Source organism: Enterobacter sp. D2 (assembly GCF_034427575.1).
GTDB lineage: Bacteria > Pseudomonadota > Gammaproteobacteria > Enterobacterales > Enterobacteriaceae > Enterobacter > Enterobacter cloacae_M.
The window spans coordinates 39,890-57,148 of record NZ_JAXQPP010000007.1 but is presented as its reverse complement, the minus strand read 5'-3'; the positions used below and the strand labels follow the sequence as shown (position 1 = coordinate 57,148).

The window sequence follows — 17,259 nt, the reverse complement described above, 5'->3', positions numbered from 1 at the left end:
GCCGGAAGAAACTTATCGACCAACGAATACTGCAAATAGTATATCAATCCCTTCCAGCTGAATTGATTCAGGTCAGACCAAACGGCGGTAATTTATACACAAAATGCTGGCCTGGCTCACTTTTTTACAACGAATTACGAAAGCCCAACATGACCGGGTACAACCGAGCAGGGATCCTGGTGAATGATGACGTCTGAACCAGGAAAACGCTGCAAAATCGCCTGCTCGACCTGCTCAGCAATAACGTGAGCCTGAACCAGTGGCAGGTTGTCTTCCATTTCAATATGAATCTGAATAAAGCGGGTCGGCCCTGACTGCCGCGTTCGAAGATCGTGTGCACCGCTGACGCCGGGCCAGGAGGTCACGATAGAAAAAATTTCATTACGTTCTGAGTCCGGGAGGGCGCGGTCAAGCAGTGATTGCACCGCTTCATACCCCATCCGCAGGGCGCTATATAAAATATAGATACCAATCCCTAACGCAAATAACGCATCGGCGCGATGCCAGCCATACCAGGCCAGACCGAGCGCAATAAGAATAGCCCCATTCATCATAACATCAGATTGATAATGAAGCATATCCGCCCGTACGGCCTGACTTTGCGTTTTGCGAACAACCCAACGCTGGAACGTTACCAGAACAAGTGTGCATATAAGCGCAACGATCGTCACAACTACACCCACGCCGGGATCGTTCATCGGTGTCGGCGAGACGAGATGCTGAATGCCGGTGAGAAACAGGAACAGCGCAGAACCGGATATAAACATACTTTGCGCCAGCGCGGCCAGCGACTCCGCTTTGCCGTGCCCAAACGTGTGCTCTTCATCCGCTGGCTGCAGCGAGTAACGCACGACCAGCAGGTTGGTCAACGAGGCGGCAATGTCCATTAGCGAGTCCACCAGCGCCGCCAGAATACTGACCGAGCCGGTGTACCACCAGGCAAAGATTTTAATCAGCAACAGGCTGGAGGCCATGACGGTCGCCGCAATGGCGGCCCGGCTTACCAGTCTTCCATAGGATTGATTCATAAACGCTCCTGTCATGTCATGCCGCTATTATAACGGAAGCATGGGGAGTCTAAGGATGAATAAACGGTTAACAGGGCGGATGCGGGGCAAAAAAAACCCCCACATCATGTGGGGGAAGACAGGGATGGTGTCTATGGCAAGGAAAACAGGGTTTACTGGTTACTACGGGTACTGCTATTGCTACTGAAAAACGACGTTTCTGAGCTTCGCTGCATCCGTGCAACCTCACGCAGCTGGTCCATTCGCTGCTGATGTTTAGTGTTCAAAACCGCTTGCTGCTCGGGCGTTAGCAGATGGAACATCTGGTTGCGGACCTTCGCCATCTCTACCTGGCGGGCAACCTGTTCCTGTGCCATTTTTTCGGCCTGAGCGCGTACAGCGCTTTCGTCAAAATTTTCTGCGGTGACAAGGCGATGTATTGTCTCCATTTCGCTAACATTAACAGGGGGCTGGTCGTGTCGTGCCCTCTGCATCAGATCTCGCATCTGTTGACGCTGATGTTCGGTTAAACTTATGCCGTCAAACATATGGCTTTGGCTGCTGTTCTGCGTTGCGCCCTCTTGTAAGGGACTGTTATCGCTGATGATAGCTTCAGCAGCCTGGCTAAACGCACTGAACGCCAGCGTTGAGGCCATGACGGCAGCGGTAACTTTGCGCATCACTTGCTCCCAAAATCTTTCGTGTCGCGATTCAACGAGAGACAGTCTACGATTCAGGCTGCAAACATGCGTCAGGGGGTGTAAAACAACGTAAAGTCATGGATTAGATAGCCTTGATGTCGTAATTTCTGCCTCGGAGGTATTTAAACAATGAATAAAATCCTGTTAGTTGATGATGACCGAGAGCTCACATCCCTTTTAAAGGAGTTGCTCGACATGGAAGGTTTCAACGTCCTGGTTGCCCATGATGGCGAGCAGGCGCTGAGTCTCCTTGACGACAGCATCGATTTACTTTTGCTCGACGTGATGATGCCGAAGAAAAACGGTATTGATACGTTGAAAGAGCTTCGCCAGACACACCAGACTCCCGTAATCATGCTGACCGCGCGCGGCAGCGAACTTGACCGCGTACTCGGCCTTGAGCTGGGCGCGGATGACTATTTACCGAAGCCGTTTAACGACCGTGAACTGGTTGCCCGTATTCGCGCTATCCTGCGCCGTTCGCACTGGAGCGAGCAGCAGCAAAATACCGACAACAGCTCACCCACCCTTGAAGTCGATTCCCTGAGCCTGAACCCGGGCCGTCAGGAAGCAAGCTTTGATGGCCAGACGCTGGAACTGACCGGCACGGAGTTCACCCTGCTGTATCTGCTGGCGCAGCACCTCGGCCAGGTAGTTTCGCGTGAACATCTAAGCCAGGAAGTGCTGGGCAAACGCCTCACCCCGTTTGACCGCGCCATCGACATGCACATCTCTAACCTGCGCCGTAAGCTGCCGGAGCGTAAAGACGGTCACCCATGGTTTAAAACCCTGCGTGGTCGCGGTTATCTGATGGTTTCCGCTTCATGATAGGAAGCTTAACCGCCCGCATCTTCGCCATCTTCTGGCTGACGCTGGCACTGGTTTTAATGCTCGTTTTGATGTTGCCAAAACTCGACTCACGCCAGATGACGGAGCTTCTCGACAGCGAGCAACGTCAGGGCGTGATGATCGAGCAGCACGTGGAAGCCGAGCTGGCAAACGATCCGCCGAACGATTTAATGTGGTGGCGCAGGCTGTTTCGCGCTATCGACAAGTGGGCGCCGCCCGGACAACGCCTGCTGCTGGTAACCAGTGAAGGCCGCGTGATTGGGGCCGATCGCAATGAAATGCAGATTATCCGCAACTTCATTGGCCAGGCGGATAACGCCGATCATCCCCAGAAGAAGAAATATGGCCGCGTAGAGATGGTGGGGCCTTTCTCCGTCAGGGACGGAGAGGATAATTATCAGCTCTACCTGATCCGTCCGGCGAGCAACTCCCAGTCTGATTTTATTAACCTGCTGTTTGACCGCCCTCTCCTGCTGCTGATTGTCACCATGCTGGTCAGCTCGCCGCTGCTGTTATGGCTGGCGTGGAGCCTGGCAAAACCGGCGCGTAAGCTGAAGAATGCCGCCGATGAGGTGGCGCAGGGTAACCTGCGACAGCACCCTGAACTGGAAGCAGGTCCGCAAGAGTTCCTTGCCGCCGGAACCAGTTTTAACCAGATGGTGAGCGCGCTCGACCGCATGATGACCGCACAGCAGCGTCTGCTGTCGGATATCTCGCACGAGCTGCGTACCCCGCTTACGCGCTTGCAGCTTGGCACCGCGCTGCTGCGCCGCCGCAGCGGTGAGAGCAAAGAGCTGGAGCGTATTGAAACAGAAGCGCACCGCCTGGACAGCATGATCAACGACCTGCTGGTCATGTCGCGCAATCAGCAGAAAAACGCGCTGGTCAGCGAAACGGTGAAAGCGAATCACCTCTGGCACGAGGTGCTGGACAACGCGGCGTTCGAAGCGGAACAGATGGGTAAATCCTTCACCGTCAACTTCCCGCCGGGCCCGTGGCCGCTGTACGGTAACCCCAACACGCTGGAAAGCGCGCTGGAGAACATCGTGCGTAACGCCCTGCGCTACTCGCATACGAAGATTGAGGTGGCGTTCTCGGTGGATAAAGACGGGATCACCGTCATTGTCGATGACGACGGTCCTGGCGTCAGCCCGGAAGACCGCGAGCAGATTTTCCGTCCGTTCTATCGTACCGATGAGGCGCGCGACCGGGAATCAGGTGGTACGGGACTGGGTCTGGCGATTGTTGAAACTGCCATGCAGCAGCACCGTGGCTGGGTGAAAGCCGATGACAGTCCGCTGGGTGGACTACGGTTAACGCTGTGGCTACCGTTGTATAAGCGTTCTTAGTTTTCCCCTCATCCTACCCCTCTCCCCGTAGGGGAGAGGTGACTGCTCAGTGAGGTTTTTTCACCCTCACCCCTTTGGGGAGAGGGCCGGGGTGAGGGGCTGTTATTTCCCCCACAATCTCCGCGAATTATCTTCTATCTTGCTGCTTAAACGCCGCTTCTGCATCGTTCTCGTCCAGCTGGTCGATAGCCCCGCCGCCGACAGCAGGCGGTGATATTGTTCGTCGTCAAACGGCATATGCCAGGCAATGGCGCAGGCGTCATAAACAGACACATCGCTCAGGCGCGACGCCAGTTCAAGCGGGGCGTCCGCTGAAATCTGCCCAGCCAGCAACACGCGATACAGCCAGCCGGTTTTACCCGCTTTTTGCAGCTGGGCCGACATATCCTGAATACCGAAATGGTAGTTGAGCTTGAAGCACGGCGAGCGCGGCTGCGTCACCTGAATCAGGGCATCGCCCCAGCGGTAGATATCACCGATAAACACGTTCTTTTCGGTGAGCCCTTCGGTGGAGAGATTCTCGCCAAACGCGGGGGCGACGAAGAGGTCCGCCTGCTCGGGGAATTCGGTTTTCCAGTGCTGATAGTGTTCACGCGGGTAGTGGCACAGCGCGCGATCGGGCCCGCCGTGGATTTTCTTTTCGGCCTGCTCGTCACCCGCAAGCCCGAGGTCGGTTAACGTCAGCTCACCGTCGACCTGAATTTTGGCGATGGCACTCGGGCGGCTGCCGTCGTACTCCCTTACCTTGCCTGTAAATACATTCACCGGATAATGCATCGCTGCTCCTTTTATGCCCTAAATAATTCGAGTTGCAGGAAGGCGGCAAGAGAGTGAATCCCCAGGAGCTTACTCAGGTAAGTGACTGGGGTGAGCGAACGCAGCCAACGCACCTGCAACTTGAAGTATGACGGGTATACAGATACAAAAAAAGCGAGTCATAAGACTCGCTTCTCACAGGCGTCAATGTAACCTTATTTTTTAGCGGCGAAACGCGCTGCTGCTTCGTCCCAGTTCACCACGTCCCAGAACGCTTTGATGTAGTCCGGGCGACGGTTCTGGAATTTCAGGTAGTAAGCGTGTTCCCACACGTCCAGGCCCAGGATTGGGAAGCCGGATGCGCCAGAGATTGCTTCACCCATCAGCGGGGAGTCCTGGTTAGCAGTAGACACTACCGCCAGCTTGTCGCCTTTCAGAACCAGCCACGCCCAGCCAGAGCCGAAACGGGTTGCAGCGGCTTTTTCGAATTCCGCTTTGAAGTTGTCAACGGAGCCGAAGTCGCGCTCGATAGCCGCTTTCAGGTCGCCCTGCAGGGTGGTACCGGTCTTCAGGCCTTTCCAGAACAGGCTGTGGTTAGCGTGGCCGCCAGCGTTGTTACGCAGAACGGTTTTCTTGTCCGCTGGCAGCTGGTCCAGCTTGGTGATCAGCTCTTCAGCAGACAGGTTAGCGAACTCTGGCAGGCTTTCCAGCGCGGCGTTCGCGTTGTTCACATAGGTCTGGTGGTGTTTAGTGTGATGGATTTCCATCGTCTGCTTGTCGAAATGCGGTTCCAGTGCGTCGTAGGCATACGGCAGGGATGGCAGTGTATAACTCATAATCCTCTCCATTATTGTCGGGCGGCACAGCTGTTAATGCCGCGTAAGCAGTTGGTTCATTATAGTTAATTAAATGATATTGAAAATGATTATCAATGCCGTAGTTTTTATAAGGTTATTTGATTTTTGCCTTATCACAAAATTGTGAGTCTGCTCACCCGGTTAACGTGCTGATTGCCATCCAAAACTAAATTGCGGCAACAGTCTGAAGGTTCCTGAACTGCCTAATTTTTACACTCATCAAGCCGGGGGGAAGCCACCGGCTATAAAAACGATGAGGACGTAAAAATGAATCATGCGATTACGATGGGTATCTTCTGGCATTTGATAGGCGCGGCCAGTGCAGCCTGTTTCTATGCCCCGTTTAAAAAGGTGAAAGGGTGGTCGTGGGAAACCATGTGGTCAGTTGGCGGTACCGTGTCCTGGCTGATTTTGCCGTGGACCATTAGCGCCATGCTGCTCCCGGATTTCTGGGGCTACTTTACTTCCTTCAGTGCCTCCACCCTCCTGCCAGTGTTTCTGTTCGGGGCGATGTGGGGCATCGGCAACATCAATTACGGCCTGACCATGCGCTACCTCGGGATGTCGATGGGTATTGGCATCGCAATTGGCATTACGCTCATCGTCGGCACGCTGATGACGCCCATTCTTAACGGCAATGTCGACGTGTTGATCAACACCAAAGGCGGGCAAATGACGCTGCTTGGCGTGCTTGTTGCGGTGATAGGCGTGGGTATCGTCACCCGCGCGGGACAGTTGAAAGAGCGCAAGATGGGCATCAAAGCCGAAGACTTTAACCTGAAGAAGGGGCTGCTGCTGGCAGTGATGTGCGGCATCTTCTCGGCGGGCATGTCGTTCGCCATGAACGCGGCAAAACCCATGCACGAAGCGGCCGCCGCGCTGGGCGTCGACCCGCTGTACGTGGCGCTGCCAAGCTACGTGGTGATCATGGGCGGCGGCGCGTTGGTAAACCTCGGCTTCTGCTTTATTCGTCTGGCAAAAGTGAAGGATTTGTCGGTAAAAGCCGATTTCTCACTGGCAAAATCCTTAATCATCACCAATGTGCTGCTGTCGATGCTGGGCGGCCTCATGTGGTATCGCAGAAACCGAAAAGCTGAAGGCCTGTACGTTCCTGATTAACCCGAATGACGACCGCTTTATTAACCCGGTGCATATGAGCGCCGAAATCCAGTCCGCCTGTTTCGAAGCCGGGCAGCCGGTGCCTTCCCGTCCTGCCGAGCTGGCGCGCTGTATTTTTGACAGCCTCGCCCTTCTCTACGCAGATGTACTGAGCGAGCTGGTCGACCTGCGAGGCGCACCGTTCAGCCAGTTGCATATCGTGGGCGGAGGCTGCCAGAACCAGCTGCTGAACCAGCTCTGCGCCGATGCCTGCGGCATCACCGTGGTGGCGGGTCCGGTGGAGGCTTCGACGCTCGGCAACATCGGTATTCAGCTGATGACCCTGGACGAACTTTCTGATGTCGATGAATTCCGTTCGGTGGTCACCGCGAATACCTGCCTGACCACCTTAACCCCCAATCCCTGCCATGAAATAGCCCGCTACCGGGCGCAGTTTCAGAAAAAACGACTGACTAAGGAGCTTTGCGCATGACCACTCAATTAGAACAAGCCTGGGAGCTGGCTAAACAGCGTTTCGCCGCCGTCGGCGTGGATGTCGAAACGGCGCTGCGCCAGCTCGACCGTCTGCCCGTCTCTATGCACTGCTGGCAGGGTGATGACGTCGCCGGCTTCGAGAACCCGGGCGGTTCTCTGACGGGGGGGATTCAGGCGACGGGTAACTATCCGGGCAAAGCGCGCAACGCCACCGAACTGCGTGCCGACCTGGAGCTGGCGCTGAGCCTGATCCCGGGGCCAAAACGCCTTAACCTGCATGCGATTTATCTGGAGTCCGACGCACCGGTAGCGCGTAACGAGATCAAACCGGAACACTTTAAAAACTGGGTGGAGTGGGCGAAAACCAACAATCTTGGTCTGGACTTTAACCCGTCCTGCTTCTCGCACCCGCTGAGCGCCGATGGTTTTACCCTCGCGCACGCCAACGACAAAATCCGTCAGTTCTGGATCGACCACGTGAAGGCCAGCCGCCGCGTTTCGGCGTATTTCGGCGAGCAGCTCGGCACGCCGTCAGTAATGAACATCTGGATCCCGGACGGCATGAAAGACATCACCGTCGACCGCCTGGCCCCGCGTCAGCGCCTGCTGGCCGCGCTGGATGAGGCCATCAGCGAGAAGCTGGACCCGGCGCACCACATCGACGCCGTGGAGAGCAAGCTGTTCGGCATTGGCGCCGAGAGCTACACCGTCGGCTCGAACGAGTTCTACATGGGGTACGCCACCAGCCGCCAGACCGCGCTATGCCTGGATGCCGGTCACTTCCATCCGACCGAGGCGATCTCCGACAAAATCTCCGCAGCCATTCTCTACGTGCCGCGCCTGCTGCTGCACGTCAGCCGCCCGGTGCGCTGGGACAGCGACCACGTGGTGCTGCTGGATGACGAAACCCAGGCGATTGCCAGCGAAATTATCCGTCACGACCTGTTCGACCGCGTGCACATTGGCCTCGACTTCTTCGATGCCTCCATCAACCGCATCGCGGCGTGGGTTATTGGCACCCGCAATATGAAAAAAGCCCTGCTGCGCGCGCTGCTGGAGCCAACCGCAGTGCTGAAAAAGCTGGAAGAAAACGGCGACTACACCGCGCGCCTGGCGCTGCTGGAAGAGCAGAAATCCCTGCCGTGGCAGGCCGTTTGGGAGATGTACTGCCAGCGTAACGACGCTCCGGCAGGCAGCCAGTGGCTGGAAAACGTGCGCGCGTACGAGAACAACGTGTTGAGCAAACGCGGGTAATTTTGCCCTCACCGCGATAACTGGAAAATAAAGACTATGCAGACTATCACCCACTCCTGGTTCGTTCAGGGCATGATCAAAGCCACCTCCGACGCCTGGCTGAAAGGCTGGGACGAGCGCAACGGCGGCAACCTGACGCTGCGTCTGGACGACGCGGATATCGCGCCTTACACCGGAGATTTTCACCAGAAGCCACGCTATATTGCCCTGAGCCAGCCCATGCCGATGCTGGCCAACACGCCGTTTATCGTCACCGGCTCCGGCAAGTTCTTCCGCAACGTTCAGCTTGATCCACAGGCCAACCTCGGCGTGGTGAAAGTGGATAGCGACGGCGCGGGCTACCACATTCTGTGGGGCCTGACCGATGAGGCGGTACCCACGTCTGAACTGCCGGCGCACTTCCTCTCTCACTGCGAGCGCATCAGGGCGACTAACGGCAAAGATCGCGCGATCATGCACTGCCACGCCACCAACCTGATCGCCCTGACCTATGTGCTGGAAAACAGAGCCGATTTCATCACTCGCAAGCTCTGGGAAGGCAGCACCGAGTGTCTGGTGGTGTTCCCGGATGGCGTGGGCATTCTGCCGTGGATGGTGCCGGGTACCGACGAAATTGGCCAGGCAACCGCCAGAGATATGCAAAAACATTCGCTGGTGCTGTGGCCGTTCCACGGCGTGTTCGGCAGCGGTCCGACGCTGGATGAAACTTTCGGCCTGATCGACACCGCCGAGAAATCGGCTGAAGTGCTGGTGAAAGTTTATTCCATGGGAGGAATGAAGCAGACCATTACCCGCGAAGAGCTTATTGCGCTCGGCAAGCGCTTCGGCGTGACCCCGCTACGGTCAGCGCTGGAAATCTATGCATAAACCCTCGCTGACCGGACGGTACGGGCGATAGTTAAGGAGAATTATCATGAGCTTTATGTTGGCACTTCCAAAAATCAGCCTTCACGGCGCGGGCGCTATTGGCGATATGGTTAACCTGGTGGCGAACAAGCAGTGGGGAAAAGCGCTGATTGTCACCGACGGCCAGCTGGTAAAGCTGGGCCTGCTCGACAGCCTTTTTGCCGCACTGGACACCCATCAGATGTCGTATCACCTGTTCGACGAGGTGTTCCCGAACCCGACGGAAGCGCTGGTGCAAAAAGGATTTGCGGCATACCGGGACGCGGAGTGTGATTACGTGATCGCCTTCGGCGGCGGCAGCCCGATTGATACCGCCAAGGCGATTAAAATCCTCACCGCCAACCCCGGGCCGTCCACCGATTATGCCGGCGTCGGCAAGGTGAAAAACGCGGGCGTGCCGCTGGTGGCGATCAACACCACCGCAGGCACGGCGGCGGAGATGACTAGCAATGCGGTAATCATCGACTCTGCGCGCCAGGTGAAAGAGGTGATTATTGACCCGAACATCATCCCTGACATCGCCGTGGACGATGCCAGCGTCATGCTGGATATTCCACCCTCCGTGACCGCCGCAACGGGGATGGACGCGTTAACCCACGCCATAGAAGCCTACGTGTCCGTTGGCGCGCACCCGCTGACCGATGCCAACGCGCTGGAGGCAATCCGCCTGATCAACCTCTGGCTGCCGGAAGCGGTCGAAGACGGTCATAATCTTGAGGCGCGCGAGCAGATGGCGTTTGGTCAGTATCTGGCGGGCATGGCGTTTAACAGTGCGGGTCTCGGCCTTGTGCATGCCCTGGCGCACCAGCCGGGCGCGACGCACAACCTGCCGCACGGCGTGTGCAACGCCATCCTGCTGCCGATCGTCGAAAGCTTTAACCGCCCGAACGCAGGTGCCCGCTTCGCCCGCGTGGCGCAGGCGATGGGCATCGATACTCGCGGCATGAGCGTTGAAGCCGCCAGCATGTCCGCCATTCAGGCGATTCGCGACCTGAGCGCTCGCGTCGGCATCCCTTCCGGCTTCAGCCAGCTCGGCGTGACCAAAGCTGATATTGAAGGCTGGCTGGATAAAGCTCTCGCCGACCCGTGCGCGCCATGCAATCCGCGCACCGCCAGCCGCAACGAGGTTCGCGAGCTGTATCTGGAGGCATTATGATCCGCAAAGCCTTTGTTATGCAGGTTAACCCGGACGCGCATAAGGAGTACGCGCATCGCCACAACCCCATCTGGCCCGAGCTGGAAGCGGTACTGAAAGACCACGGTGCGCACCGCTACGCCATCTATCTCGACAGAGAACGCAGCCTGCTCTTTGCCACCGTGGAGATTGATTCGGAGGAGCGCTGGAACGCGGTCGCGAGTACTGACGTCTGCCAGCGCTGGTGGAAACACATGCGTGATGTAATGCCGTCGAACCCGGACAACAGCCCGGTGAGTATCGGGCTGCAAGAGGTGGTTTACCTGGACTGACCGGTTAACGCTGCCGCACCCGCGGCAGCGGCTATCTCCTGCCTGCTGCTCAGCGTAAACGCCGACACTACCGTAATCGCCAGCACGAAACAGCCCAGCATCAGATACGTCTCCTGGAAGCCGATCCGGTCATACATATTCCCGGCAAAAGCGGAGAGGAAAATGGCCGCCGACTGCTTGGCGAACTGGAAGCCGATCAGATAGATAGTCGCTGACAGTCGGGTATCAAACACCCCGGTGATGTACTTGAATGCCCCCACCAGCAGGAACGGCACCTCCAGCGCGTGCAGCATCTTCAGGGCAATCACTTCTACAGCGGTGGTGGCAAATGACGAGCCAATGATGCGCGTCGCCATAATCACCCCGGCGATCAGCAGCGTGTTTTTCGCGCCGATGCGGTTAATGATCCACGGCGAACAAAACATGATGATCGCGTTGCAGATTTCCCCCGCCGTGGTAGCGAAACCAAAGGCGCGAGTACCTTCCTGCGGCGTGGCGAAGAACGTTTTGAAGAAAGTGGCAAACTGCTGGTCAAATACGTCATAGACGCAGGCTACGCCAATCACGTACAGAATAAACATCCACATCCTGCGCTGACGGAACAGGCTAAAGACCGTTTTCGCAGTGATCTGCGGCTGTTTGGCACCCAGCGCATTCATCACCTGCGCCGTCTGGTTGGGTTTTGGCTTCGCGACCACCAGCAACAGCATCAACAGCAGCGCCGCCGCAGACCCCATCCAGAAAACATATGACGGATCGATGCCGAACAGGATCCCGCCCGTGGAGGCGCATAGCCCCCAGCCGAGGCAGCCAAACATGCGCGCCTTACCGTATTCAAAGAAACTGTTACGGCTCACGCGTTCAATGTAGGCCTCAATTGCCCCCGAGCCCGCCGAAAAGACAAAGCCGATATACAGGCCACCGCTCAGCGCGCCCAGCCAGATGTTGGCTTTCAGCAACGGCGCAAAGACGTAGAGGAAGAAAGGGGCAAACAGGAACAGCAGCACGGAGATGATCCACAGCAGGTGTTTTTTCAGCCCCAGCTTGTCCGAGATCACGCCAAGCACCGGCTGGAAGGCGATAGCCGACAGCGAGATGCAGGAGAAGACAATCCCGGTATGGGTTTTATTCAGGCCGATGATGTCCGACAGCCAAATCGGCAGGAACGGAAAGCAGGTGGCCATGATGAAGAAGTAGAGAAAGAAGAACAGCCCAAAGATCCAGAAGTTAGGGTTGTCTTTGTGGGTACAGGTTGTTGTGTTCATTATTTTTATCCTCAACGGAGGGTCGGCTGCCCGGCCCGTCACCCTTACACGCGTTCAACGCCAATCAGAATGGCGGTTTCCGGATCCAGAATCGGCAGCGCAATGCCCGCCTGCATCAGCCACTCGCCGCTCACCGTTTGCGGCGTTTCCATCCACGCCGGTAGCTTGCGCATGGTGTGCCCTCCCTCGCCCGTAATCTGAATATTCGGGTGATCGAGCAGCGTGACGCGGTACCGCGCGCTGGCCTCCAGCCCCGCCATGCGCAGCGGCATCATCAGGCTGTAGTCCGGCATCGCGAGCTGGCTGACCATAAACAGCCCCTGCGCCTTATCTTCGCTTACAATCCCCTGCGCCAGCGTGGTGGCGTCCGGCATATCAATTCGCCACTGGGTGCCGTGATGAATGACGTCGCGCCACTGCTTGTGTAGCGCGGCGTAATGGCGATAGCCTTCGCGCTCCTGTTCGTCCACGGTGAGCGGATCCAGCTCTAGCCCCATATGGCCAAACAGGGCCGTCAGCCCCCGGAAGGCGATGCCGTGCTGGCGGAAGGTGGCGTGGCATTGATGATGACCGATATGCGCGCCCATCACCTCCGGTGGGAAGAAGTAGCTCATGCCGCGCTGGATGATGCTGCGCTCCAGCGCGTCGTTGTTGTCAGACGCCCAGAAGCGGTGGCTGCGGGTCAGTACCTCATAATCAATGCGACCGCCGCCGGAGGAGCAGGATTCAAACTCAATATGCGGGAAGCGCTCGCCCAGCACGTCCAGCAGGCGGTAAAACTGGCGGGTCTGGGCGTCGGCGGCGGCTTTACCGTTGTGTCCAGGCTGCACCAGCTCGCGGTTCATGTCCCACTTCACGTAGTCGACCGCATGCTCGCCCAGCAGCCAGCTCATACGCTCCACAAGGTAATCAAAGGCCTCCGGGATGTTGAGATTGAGGACCAGCTGGTGTCGTCCGGTCGCCTGGGGATAGCCCGGCAGCGCCAGTACCCAGTCAGGGTGCGCGCGGTACAAATCTGAATCCGGGTTGATCATCTCCGGCTCAACCCAGATGCCAAACTCCATGCCGAGCCGTTTGACGTGGTCGATCACCGGCGTCAGGCCGTTCGGGTATTTTTTCTCGTCCAGATACCAGTCGCCCAGCGCGGCATGGTCGTCATTGCGGCCTTTGAACCAGCCGTCATCAATGATGAAGCGCTCCACGCCCAGCGCGGCGGCCTCGTCGGCCATGCGCTTGATGTACTTCGGATCGTGGTTGAAGTAGATCCCTTCCCAGGTATTGAGGTGCACCGGGCGCGGTTTGTTTTCCGGGAAGCGGATGATGTTGTCGCGCAGGTAGCGGTGAAACGGCTGGCTCATGCCGTTCAGGCCCTGCGTGGAGTAGCTGGCATACAGGCGCGGCGTCCAGAGCGTATCGCCCTCCTCAACCACCATTTCACCCGGCAGGTAGAGCGCTTCGGCCTGGAGATAGCGACGACCGTCGGTTTTCGCTTCCGCGCGCAGGCGGTGATTACCGCTCCAGCCCAGATGCACGCCCCAGACGTCACCCTGCATTTCGCTGAACGACGGCGTACCGGCAATCAGCGCCGGGAAGTGCTCGTGGGAGGTTTTACCCCGACGGTTTTCAATCACGAAGCTGTCATGTTCAAGCTTTACGCGGTGCGGCTGAAACTCCCTGATCCAGCGACCGTGGAAGGCCATTACCTCCTGCGCGCGCTCGGCCACCGGCAGCGTGACGGCAAAACGGTCCACCTGCCAGGGGATCGCTTTCAGGTTCGTTAAACCGTGACGAACCACCAGCACGCCGCTGGCATCCAGCGCCAGCTCGCTGGTCAGGCGCAGTCCCGCGCATTCATCTTCGGCGGTAATCGTCAGGGTGTTAACGCCCTGCTGCACCTGCGTGGTTTTGAACACCGGGGAACCGTCCACCCCCTGGCGATGCCCCTCAATGCCAGGCGAGCCAAACAGGCCATGCCCCAGCTCGGCCATCAGCGTGACCGGGGAGTCGACGTCAAGCCTGCCGTTGGCAACAGGACGCGCGAGCATAGCAACATCCTGTGGCGAAAAGTACTGAAGGTGCGGCCCCCAGTAGAGAATTTCGGCGAACGGATGGGTTTTGATCACCACGTCTACCGTCGTGGTTTCGAGTCGTAAAACGGAATCTTGCATCAGACATCTCCTGTCATCGGGAAGATCTGAGTGTTGATCCGAAACGTTTCGGATACAAACCAAAACGTTTCGGTTTTGTGATCGACTTTAGAAAATGGAGAGATTCAGGCCGTCTTGCCGGGAGAGAATTCGGGCTGCCAGAGCACCTGAAGTTGTTCAATATCGTCGCCGCTAATCAGCTGGCGCACCATATCGGCAATCTGTTTCCCGACGCCCTGGCGGGTGGACTGGATCACCGACGCCACGTCAATATCGACGATGCTATCCTGCGGCAGGCCGTCATAGACCACCAGCGAGACGGCGTTGTCGCCGGATAAACGCCCCAGCTGCGCCAGCGCCATCGCCGCGCCGTCGCCGTGGGTGTTACAGTCGGTGATGATGGCCGTGGGCGGCTGCGGCAGGGCAAGCAGTTCTTTGGTGGTGGCATACCCGACTCGGCGCGAAGGCGGCATGGCGCGCAGCCATTCGCTGGAAAGCCCGGCTTCCCGCAGGGCGTCCAGATAGCCCTGACGGCGCTGGGTGATAAACGCCTGATTGTTGCTTTCGCCCAGTAGGGCAATGCGCTGATGGCCTTTCCCGATCAGCCAGCGGGTAGCATTGTACGTACCGGCATAGTTGTCGAAGTCGAACCACGCGTACGGCTGCGGTAGCTGGCTTCGACCAAGCGCCAGAAAGGGGAATCCGGCCGCCTGCAGCTGCTCAAGTCGCGGATCGCGATCCAGCGTGTGGGCCACAATCAGCGCGTCCACGCGGCGGCTTTGCACCATGCGCATATAGCTGTGCTTATCCGCCAGATCGTCGTCGGCGATGAGCAATAAGTCGATCTCATGTCGCGCCAGTTCGTGGCTAATTTCGCCGACCATGTCCATAAATACGCTGTTATTGAGCGGAACAGGATGTACGGGAAACACCAGCCCGACGGCGTCAATTTTGCCCATCTTCAGGCGGCGGGCGAAGGTGTTAGGCCGATAGCCGCGTCGCTGGGCTTCCGCTTCAACGCGAGCGCGCGTCTCGTCAGAAACGTCGTCATATCCGTTGAGGGCGCGGCTGACGGTGGTAACAGAGAGCCCCAGTTCTTTGGCAATGGCTTTAAGCGACATGATTTTCCTTATCTTCGTTAGTTTTGTTCCGCCACCAGCAGCGCGTAAGTGTCTGGCTCCAGGGCCTTGAAGATATGCGGCTGGTCGGCGGGATAACAAATGTAATCCCCTGCGCCTAGCTCTTCTGCCGCGTCGAGCAGGCCGACCAGCGCCCGCCCCTGCGTCACAATAATATGCTCAACCGAGCCCGGCGGATGCGGCTGGGAAATACGGTCTGCGCCCGGTTGGGTCATCAGAAGATAGACATCGCGGCGCGCGCCCGGAGGGCATGCCGCCAGCAAAATGGCTTCATAATTAGCCTGTCCGGCAACCACTTTCGTCCCTTCACCACGGCGGATCACCTGCGTGGTCGGCAACTGCGGCTCAAGCAAGCTGGCGAAAGGAATATCCAGCGCCACGCACAGCGACCACAGCGTTTCCAGGCTAGGGTTACCGTTGCCGGACTCCAGCTGGGAAAGCGTTGATTTTGCGATCCCGGCACGGCGGGCAATTTCCGCCAGTGAAAGCCCGGTTCGCAGGCGTTCTCGCACCAGACTTTTGGCGATCAGGCTGATCGGCTGCGTCATATAACGGCCTCTTGTTCTATAAAACGAACGAATCGTTCGTCTTGAAAATCAGTTTCGTTGCGTTCATTATAATGGATACACGTTCGATATGGCTAAAATTGTATGAAGCATCATCTCTCTTGCCTGAAAGGCGACACCATAAAAGCAATCATCCTGGTCTGCCTCGCGGTCGGCGTGGTCGGGATGTCATACGGCTCCCTGGCGATGGCCTACGGTTTCCCGGTCTGGGTACCGTTTGTACTCTCCATCACCGTACTCGCGGGCGCGTCAGAGTTTATGTTTATCGGCATTGTGGCAAGCGGCGGTAACCCGCTGGCGGCTGCGGCCGCGGGGTTGCTGGTCAACGCGCGGCACGTGCCGTTTGGCGTGACGGTCCGTGAGCTGGTCGGCAAACGTGGTCTGAGCCTGTTGGGCTGCCACATCATGAATGACGAAAGCGTGGTGTTTGGCCTGTCTCAAAAAACGCCCGAACAGCGCAAAGCGGCGTACTGGCTATGTGGTTTAGGCGTGGCGATTGTCTGGCCGCTGGGGGCCCTGCTGGGCGCTATGGTCGGTAAACTGCTGCCGGACCCGGAAACCATCGGGCTGGATGCAGTATTCCCGGCCATATTGCTGGCGCTGGTGGTGCCCGCGTTTAAAAACCGCACCACGCTGATCCGCGCCTGCAGCGGAGCCGCGCTGTCACTGGCCGCCGTGCCGTTTGCCCCGGTGGGATTACCGGTGCTGCTCTCTTTACTGGGTCTTGCTGCGAGGAAAAAATAATGGGAAATATGACGTTTTTTATTCTCGGCATCGCCATTTTGTCTGCGGGAACGTATCTGATGCGTCTTGGCGGGGCAAAACTGGGCAGCAGGCTGGCATTGTCAGAACGTTCACAGGCGCTGCTGTCAGATGCGGCAACGGTATTGCTGTTTTCCGTGGCGCTGGCGACCACGTTTTATGAAAGTGACCACTTTGCCGGCATGGCGCGCGTGCTGGGCGTGGCGTTTGCGGTATTTCTGGCCTGGCGAAAGATGCCGTTAATTGTGGTGATCGTGGCGGCGGCAGTGGTAACCGCGCTGCTGCGCGTGGCGGGCATAAACTAAAAAAGCGCCCCGGGGGCGCTCTTTCGACGGTGTGACAGCTTATTTCGTCAGTTCAGCAGTCATGTGTACGCGGTTACCTGAGAACGCCTGGGTAATTTTGTAAGATGACGCGCCGGCTTCCTGAGCCTGAGCCGCGATTTTCGCTTCTGCGCCGTCAATGGTTGACGCGGTTGCGGTCACGGTCTGAGCAGCGAAAGAACCGAAAGAAGTAGCCAGAGCGATTACAGCGACAAAAGTTTTGATGCTTTTCATAATATAAACCCTTTCATTAAGTTGTTTAGGTAAGGCACCGTGCCTTGATGAGATAAATACTAGACCTCATCATGAACAACTAAA

General features: G+C 57.5%; 17 protein-coding genes and 2 pseudogenes. 10 read left to right on the top strand and 9 right to left on the bottom strand.

Going from position 1 to position 17,259, the window contains the following annotated elements:
* Positions 1-134 precede the first annotated feature (134 nt).
* Positions 135-1,028, bottom strand: a complete 894-nt coding sequence (gene fieF, locus SPG90_RS20460) for a CDF family cation-efflux transporter FieF (protein ID WP_023309697.1) — start codon at positions 1,026-1,028, stop codon at positions 135-137.
* Between the two features lie 152 nt (positions 1,029-1,180).
* The gene (gene cpxP, locus SPG90_RS20455; RefSeq protein WP_322408292.1) at positions 1,181-1,687 is read right to left on the bottom strand and encodes a cell-envelope stress modulator CpxP; all 507 of its coding nucleotides are present in this window, start codon (positions 1,685-1,687) and stop codon (positions 1,181-1,183) included.
* 150 nt (positions 1,688-1,837) lie between these two features.
* Between cpxP and cpxR the strand changes: the two genes are divergently transcribed.
* Positions 1,838-2,536: an envelope stress response regulator transcription factor CpxR gene (cpxR, locus tag SPG90_RS20450; RefSeq protein ID WP_006179159.1), complete on the top strand. Its 699-nt coding sequence runs from the start codon at positions 1,838-1,840 to the stop codon at positions 2,534-2,536.
* Positions 2,533-3,906, top strand: coding sequence for an envelope stress sensor histidine kinase CpxA (cpxA, locus tag SPG90_RS20445; RefSeq protein WP_023309731.1), 1,374 nt, complete (start codon positions 2,533-2,535; stop codon positions 3,904-3,906). The genes cpxR and cpxA overlap by 4 nt, the downstream gene beginning before the upstream one ends.
* Before the next feature lie 102 nt (positions 3,907-4,008).
* On the opposite strand, the gene yiiM is transcribed toward cpxA, so the two are convergent.
* Both yiiM and sodA read right to left on the bottom strand, forming a co-directional pair.
* On the bottom strand, positions 4,009-4,683 hold the full coding sequence (gene yiiM, locus SPG90_RS20440; RefSeq protein WP_126304454.1) for a 6-hydroxyaminopurine reductase: 675 nt from the start codon (positions 4,681-4,683) through the stop codon (positions 4,009-4,011).
* A gap of 194 nt (positions 4,684-4,877) precedes the next feature.
* Positions 4,878-5,498, bottom strand: coding sequence for a superoxide dismutase [Mn] (sodA, locus tag SPG90_RS20435; RefSeq protein WP_004203668.1), 621 nt, complete (start codon positions 5,496-5,498; stop codon positions 4,878-4,880).
* 288 nt (positions 5,499-5,786) lie between these two features.
* Between sodA and rhaT the strand changes: the two are divergent.
* The 6 genes and pseudogenes from rhaT to rhaM form a co-directional block, all read left to right on the top strand.
* Positions 5,787-6,596 (top strand): annotated as a pseudogene (rhaT, locus tag SPG90_RS20430) (L-rhamnose/proton symporter RhaT); the annotation flags it as partial.
* A pseudogene (locus tag SPG90_RS20425) lies at positions 6,595-7,110 on the top strand (FGGY-family carbohydrate kinase); the annotation flags it as partial. The pseudogenes rhaT and SPG90_RS20425, both read left to right, overlap by 2 nt.
* The gene (rhaA, locus tag SPG90_RS20420; RefSeq protein WP_023309737.1) at positions 7,107-8,366 is read left to right on the top strand and encodes an L-rhamnose isomerase; all 1,260 of its coding nucleotides are present in this window, start codon (positions 7,107-7,109) and stop codon (positions 8,364-8,366) included. The pseudogene SPG90_RS20425 and the gene rhaA, both read left to right, overlap by 4 nt.
* A gap of 36 nt (positions 8,367-8,402) precedes the next feature.
* Positions 8,403-9,233 (top strand): rhamnulose-1-phosphate aldolase, encoded by an 831-nt coding sequence (rhaD, locus tag SPG90_RS20415; protein WP_126304462.1) that lies wholly within the window; start codon positions 8,403-8,405, stop codon positions 9,231-9,233.
* A 46-nt stretch (positions 9,234-9,279) separates the two neighbouring features.
* A complete protein-coding gene (gene fucO, locus SPG90_RS20410; RefSeq protein ID WP_126304464.1) occupies positions 9,280-10,428 on the top strand; it encodes a lactaldehyde reductase in 1,149 nt (382 codons plus the stop codon).
* Positions 10,425-10,739, top strand: coding sequence for an L-rhamnose mutarotase (gene rhaM / locus SPG90_RS20405; RefSeq protein WP_126304466.1), 315 nt, complete (start codon positions 10,425-10,427; stop codon positions 10,737-10,739). The genes fucO and rhaM overlap by 4 nt, the downstream gene beginning before the upstream one ends.
* Here rhaM and SPG90_RS20400 read toward each other — a convergent pair.
* The 4 genes from SPG90_RS20400 to SPG90_RS20385 all read right to left on the bottom strand — a co-directional run bounded on the left by SPG90_RS20400 (position 10,727) and on the right by SPG90_RS20385 (position 15,838).
* Positions 10,727-12,004: an MFS transporter gene (locus SPG90_RS20400; protein ID WP_126304468.1), complete on the bottom strand. Its 1,278-nt coding sequence runs from the start codon at positions 12,002-12,004 to the stop codon at positions 10,727-10,729. The two genes, rhaM and SPG90_RS20400, sit on opposite strands and share 13 nt — an antisense overlap.
* A gap of 44 nt (positions 12,005-12,048) precedes the next feature.
* Complete coding sequence (locus SPG90_RS20395; RefSeq protein WP_126304470.1) at positions 12,049-14,172, bottom strand: alpha-galactosidase; 2,124 nt, start codon at positions 14,170-14,172, stop codon at positions 12,049-12,051.
* 104 nt (positions 14,173-14,276) lie between these two features.
* Positions 14,277-15,272 (bottom strand): LacI family DNA-binding transcriptional regulator, encoded by a 996-nt coding sequence (locus SPG90_RS20390; RefSeq protein WP_023309743.1) that lies wholly within the window; start codon positions 15,270-15,272, stop codon positions 14,277-14,279.
* Between the two features lie 17 nt (positions 15,273-15,289).
* A complete protein-coding gene (locus tag SPG90_RS20385) occupies positions 15,290-15,838 on the bottom strand; it encodes an XRE family transcriptional regulator (protein WP_322408291.1) in 549 nt (182 codons plus the stop codon).
* A gap of 102 nt (positions 15,839-15,940) precedes the next feature.
* On the opposite strand from SPG90_RS20385, the gene SPG90_RS20380 reads away from it, so the two are divergent.
* Together SPG90_RS20380 and SPG90_RS20375 are read left to right on the top strand one after the other, a co-directional pair.
* Complete coding sequence (locus SPG90_RS20380) at positions 15,941-16,600, top strand: AzlC family ABC transporter permease (protein ID WP_023309745.1); 660 nt, start codon at positions 15,941-15,943, stop codon at positions 16,598-16,600.
* On the top strand, positions 16,600-16,923 hold the full coding sequence (locus SPG90_RS20375; protein ID WP_047174098.1) for an AzlD domain-containing protein: 324 nt from the start codon (positions 16,600-16,602) through the stop codon (positions 16,921-16,923). The genes SPG90_RS20380 and SPG90_RS20375 overlap by 1 nt, the downstream gene beginning before the upstream one ends.
* A gap of 39 nt (positions 16,924-16,962) precedes the next feature.
* On the opposite strand, the gene SPG90_RS20370 is transcribed toward SPG90_RS20375, so the two are convergent.
* Positions 16,963-17,175, bottom strand: a complete 213-nt coding sequence (locus SPG90_RS20370) for a DUF1471 domain-containing protein (RefSeq protein WP_023309747.1) — start codon at positions 17,173-17,175, stop codon at positions 16,963-16,965.
* Between the last annotated feature and the right edge of the window lie 84 nt (positions 17,176-17,259).

Excerpts from the sequence above, each read along its gene's own strand:
- fieF (WP_023309697.1), bottom strand. The coding sequence starts at position 1,028 with ATGAATCAATCCTATGGAAGACTGGTAAGCCGGGCCGCCATTGCGGCG.
- cpxP (WP_322408292.1), bottom strand. The coding sequence starts at position 1,687 with ATGCGCAAAGTTACCGCTGCCGTCATGGCCTCAACGCTGGCGTTCAGT.
- cpxR (WP_006179159.1), top strand. The coding sequence starts at position 1,838 with ATGAATAAAATCCTGTTAGTTGATGATGACCGAGAGCTCACATCCCTT.
- cpxA (WP_023309731.1), top strand. The coding sequence starts at position 2,533 with ATGATAGGAAGCTTAACCGCCCGCATCTTCGCCATCTTCTGGCTGACG.
- yiiM (WP_126304454.1), bottom strand. The coding sequence starts at position 4,683 with ATGCATTATCCGGTGAATGTATTTACAGGCAAGGTAAGGGAGTACGAC.
- sodA (WP_004203668.1), bottom strand. The coding sequence starts at position 5,498 with ATGAGTTATACACTGCCATCCCTGCCGTATGCCTACGACGCACTGGAA.
- rhaA (WP_023309737.1), top strand. The coding sequence starts at position 7,107 with ATGACCACTCAATTAGAACAAGCCTGGGAGCTGGCTAAACAGCGTTTC.
- rhaD (WP_126304462.1), top strand. The coding sequence starts at position 8,403 with ATGCAGACTATCACCCACTCCTGGTTCGTTCAGGGCATGATCAAAGCC.
- fucO (WP_126304464.1), top strand. The coding sequence starts at position 9,280 with ATGAGCTTTATGTTGGCACTTCCAAAAATCAGCCTTCACGGCGCGGGC.
- rhaM (WP_126304466.1), top strand. The coding sequence starts at position 10,425 with ATGATCCGCAAAGCCTTTGTTATGCAGGTTAACCCGGACGCGCATAAG.
- SPG90_RS20400 (WP_126304468.1), bottom strand. The coding sequence starts at position 12,004 with ATGAACACAACAACCTGTACCCACAAAGACAACCCTAACTTCTGGATC.
- SPG90_RS20395 (WP_126304470.1), bottom strand. The coding sequence starts at position 14,172 with ATGCAAGATTCCGTTTTACGACTCGAAACCACGACGGTAGACGTGGTG.
- SPG90_RS20390 (WP_023309743.1), bottom strand. The coding sequence starts at position 15,272 with ATGTCGCTTAAAGCCATTGCCAAAGAACTGGGGCTCTCTGTTACCACC.
- SPG90_RS20385 (WP_322408291.1), bottom strand. The coding sequence starts at position 15,838 with ATGACGCAGCCGATCAGCCTGATCGCCAAAAGTCTGGTGCGAGAACGC.
- SPG90_RS20380 (WP_023309745.1), top strand. The coding sequence starts at position 15,941 with ATGAAGCATCATCTCTCTTGCCTGAAAGGCGACACCATAAAAGCAATC.
- SPG90_RS20375 (WP_047174098.1), top strand. The coding sequence starts at position 16,600 with ATGGGAAATATGACGTTTTTTATTCTCGGCATCGCCATTTTGTCTGCG.
- SPG90_RS20370 (WP_023309747.1), bottom strand. The coding sequence starts at position 17,175 with ATGAAAAGCATCAAAACTTTTGTCGCTGTAATCGCTCTGGCTACTTCT.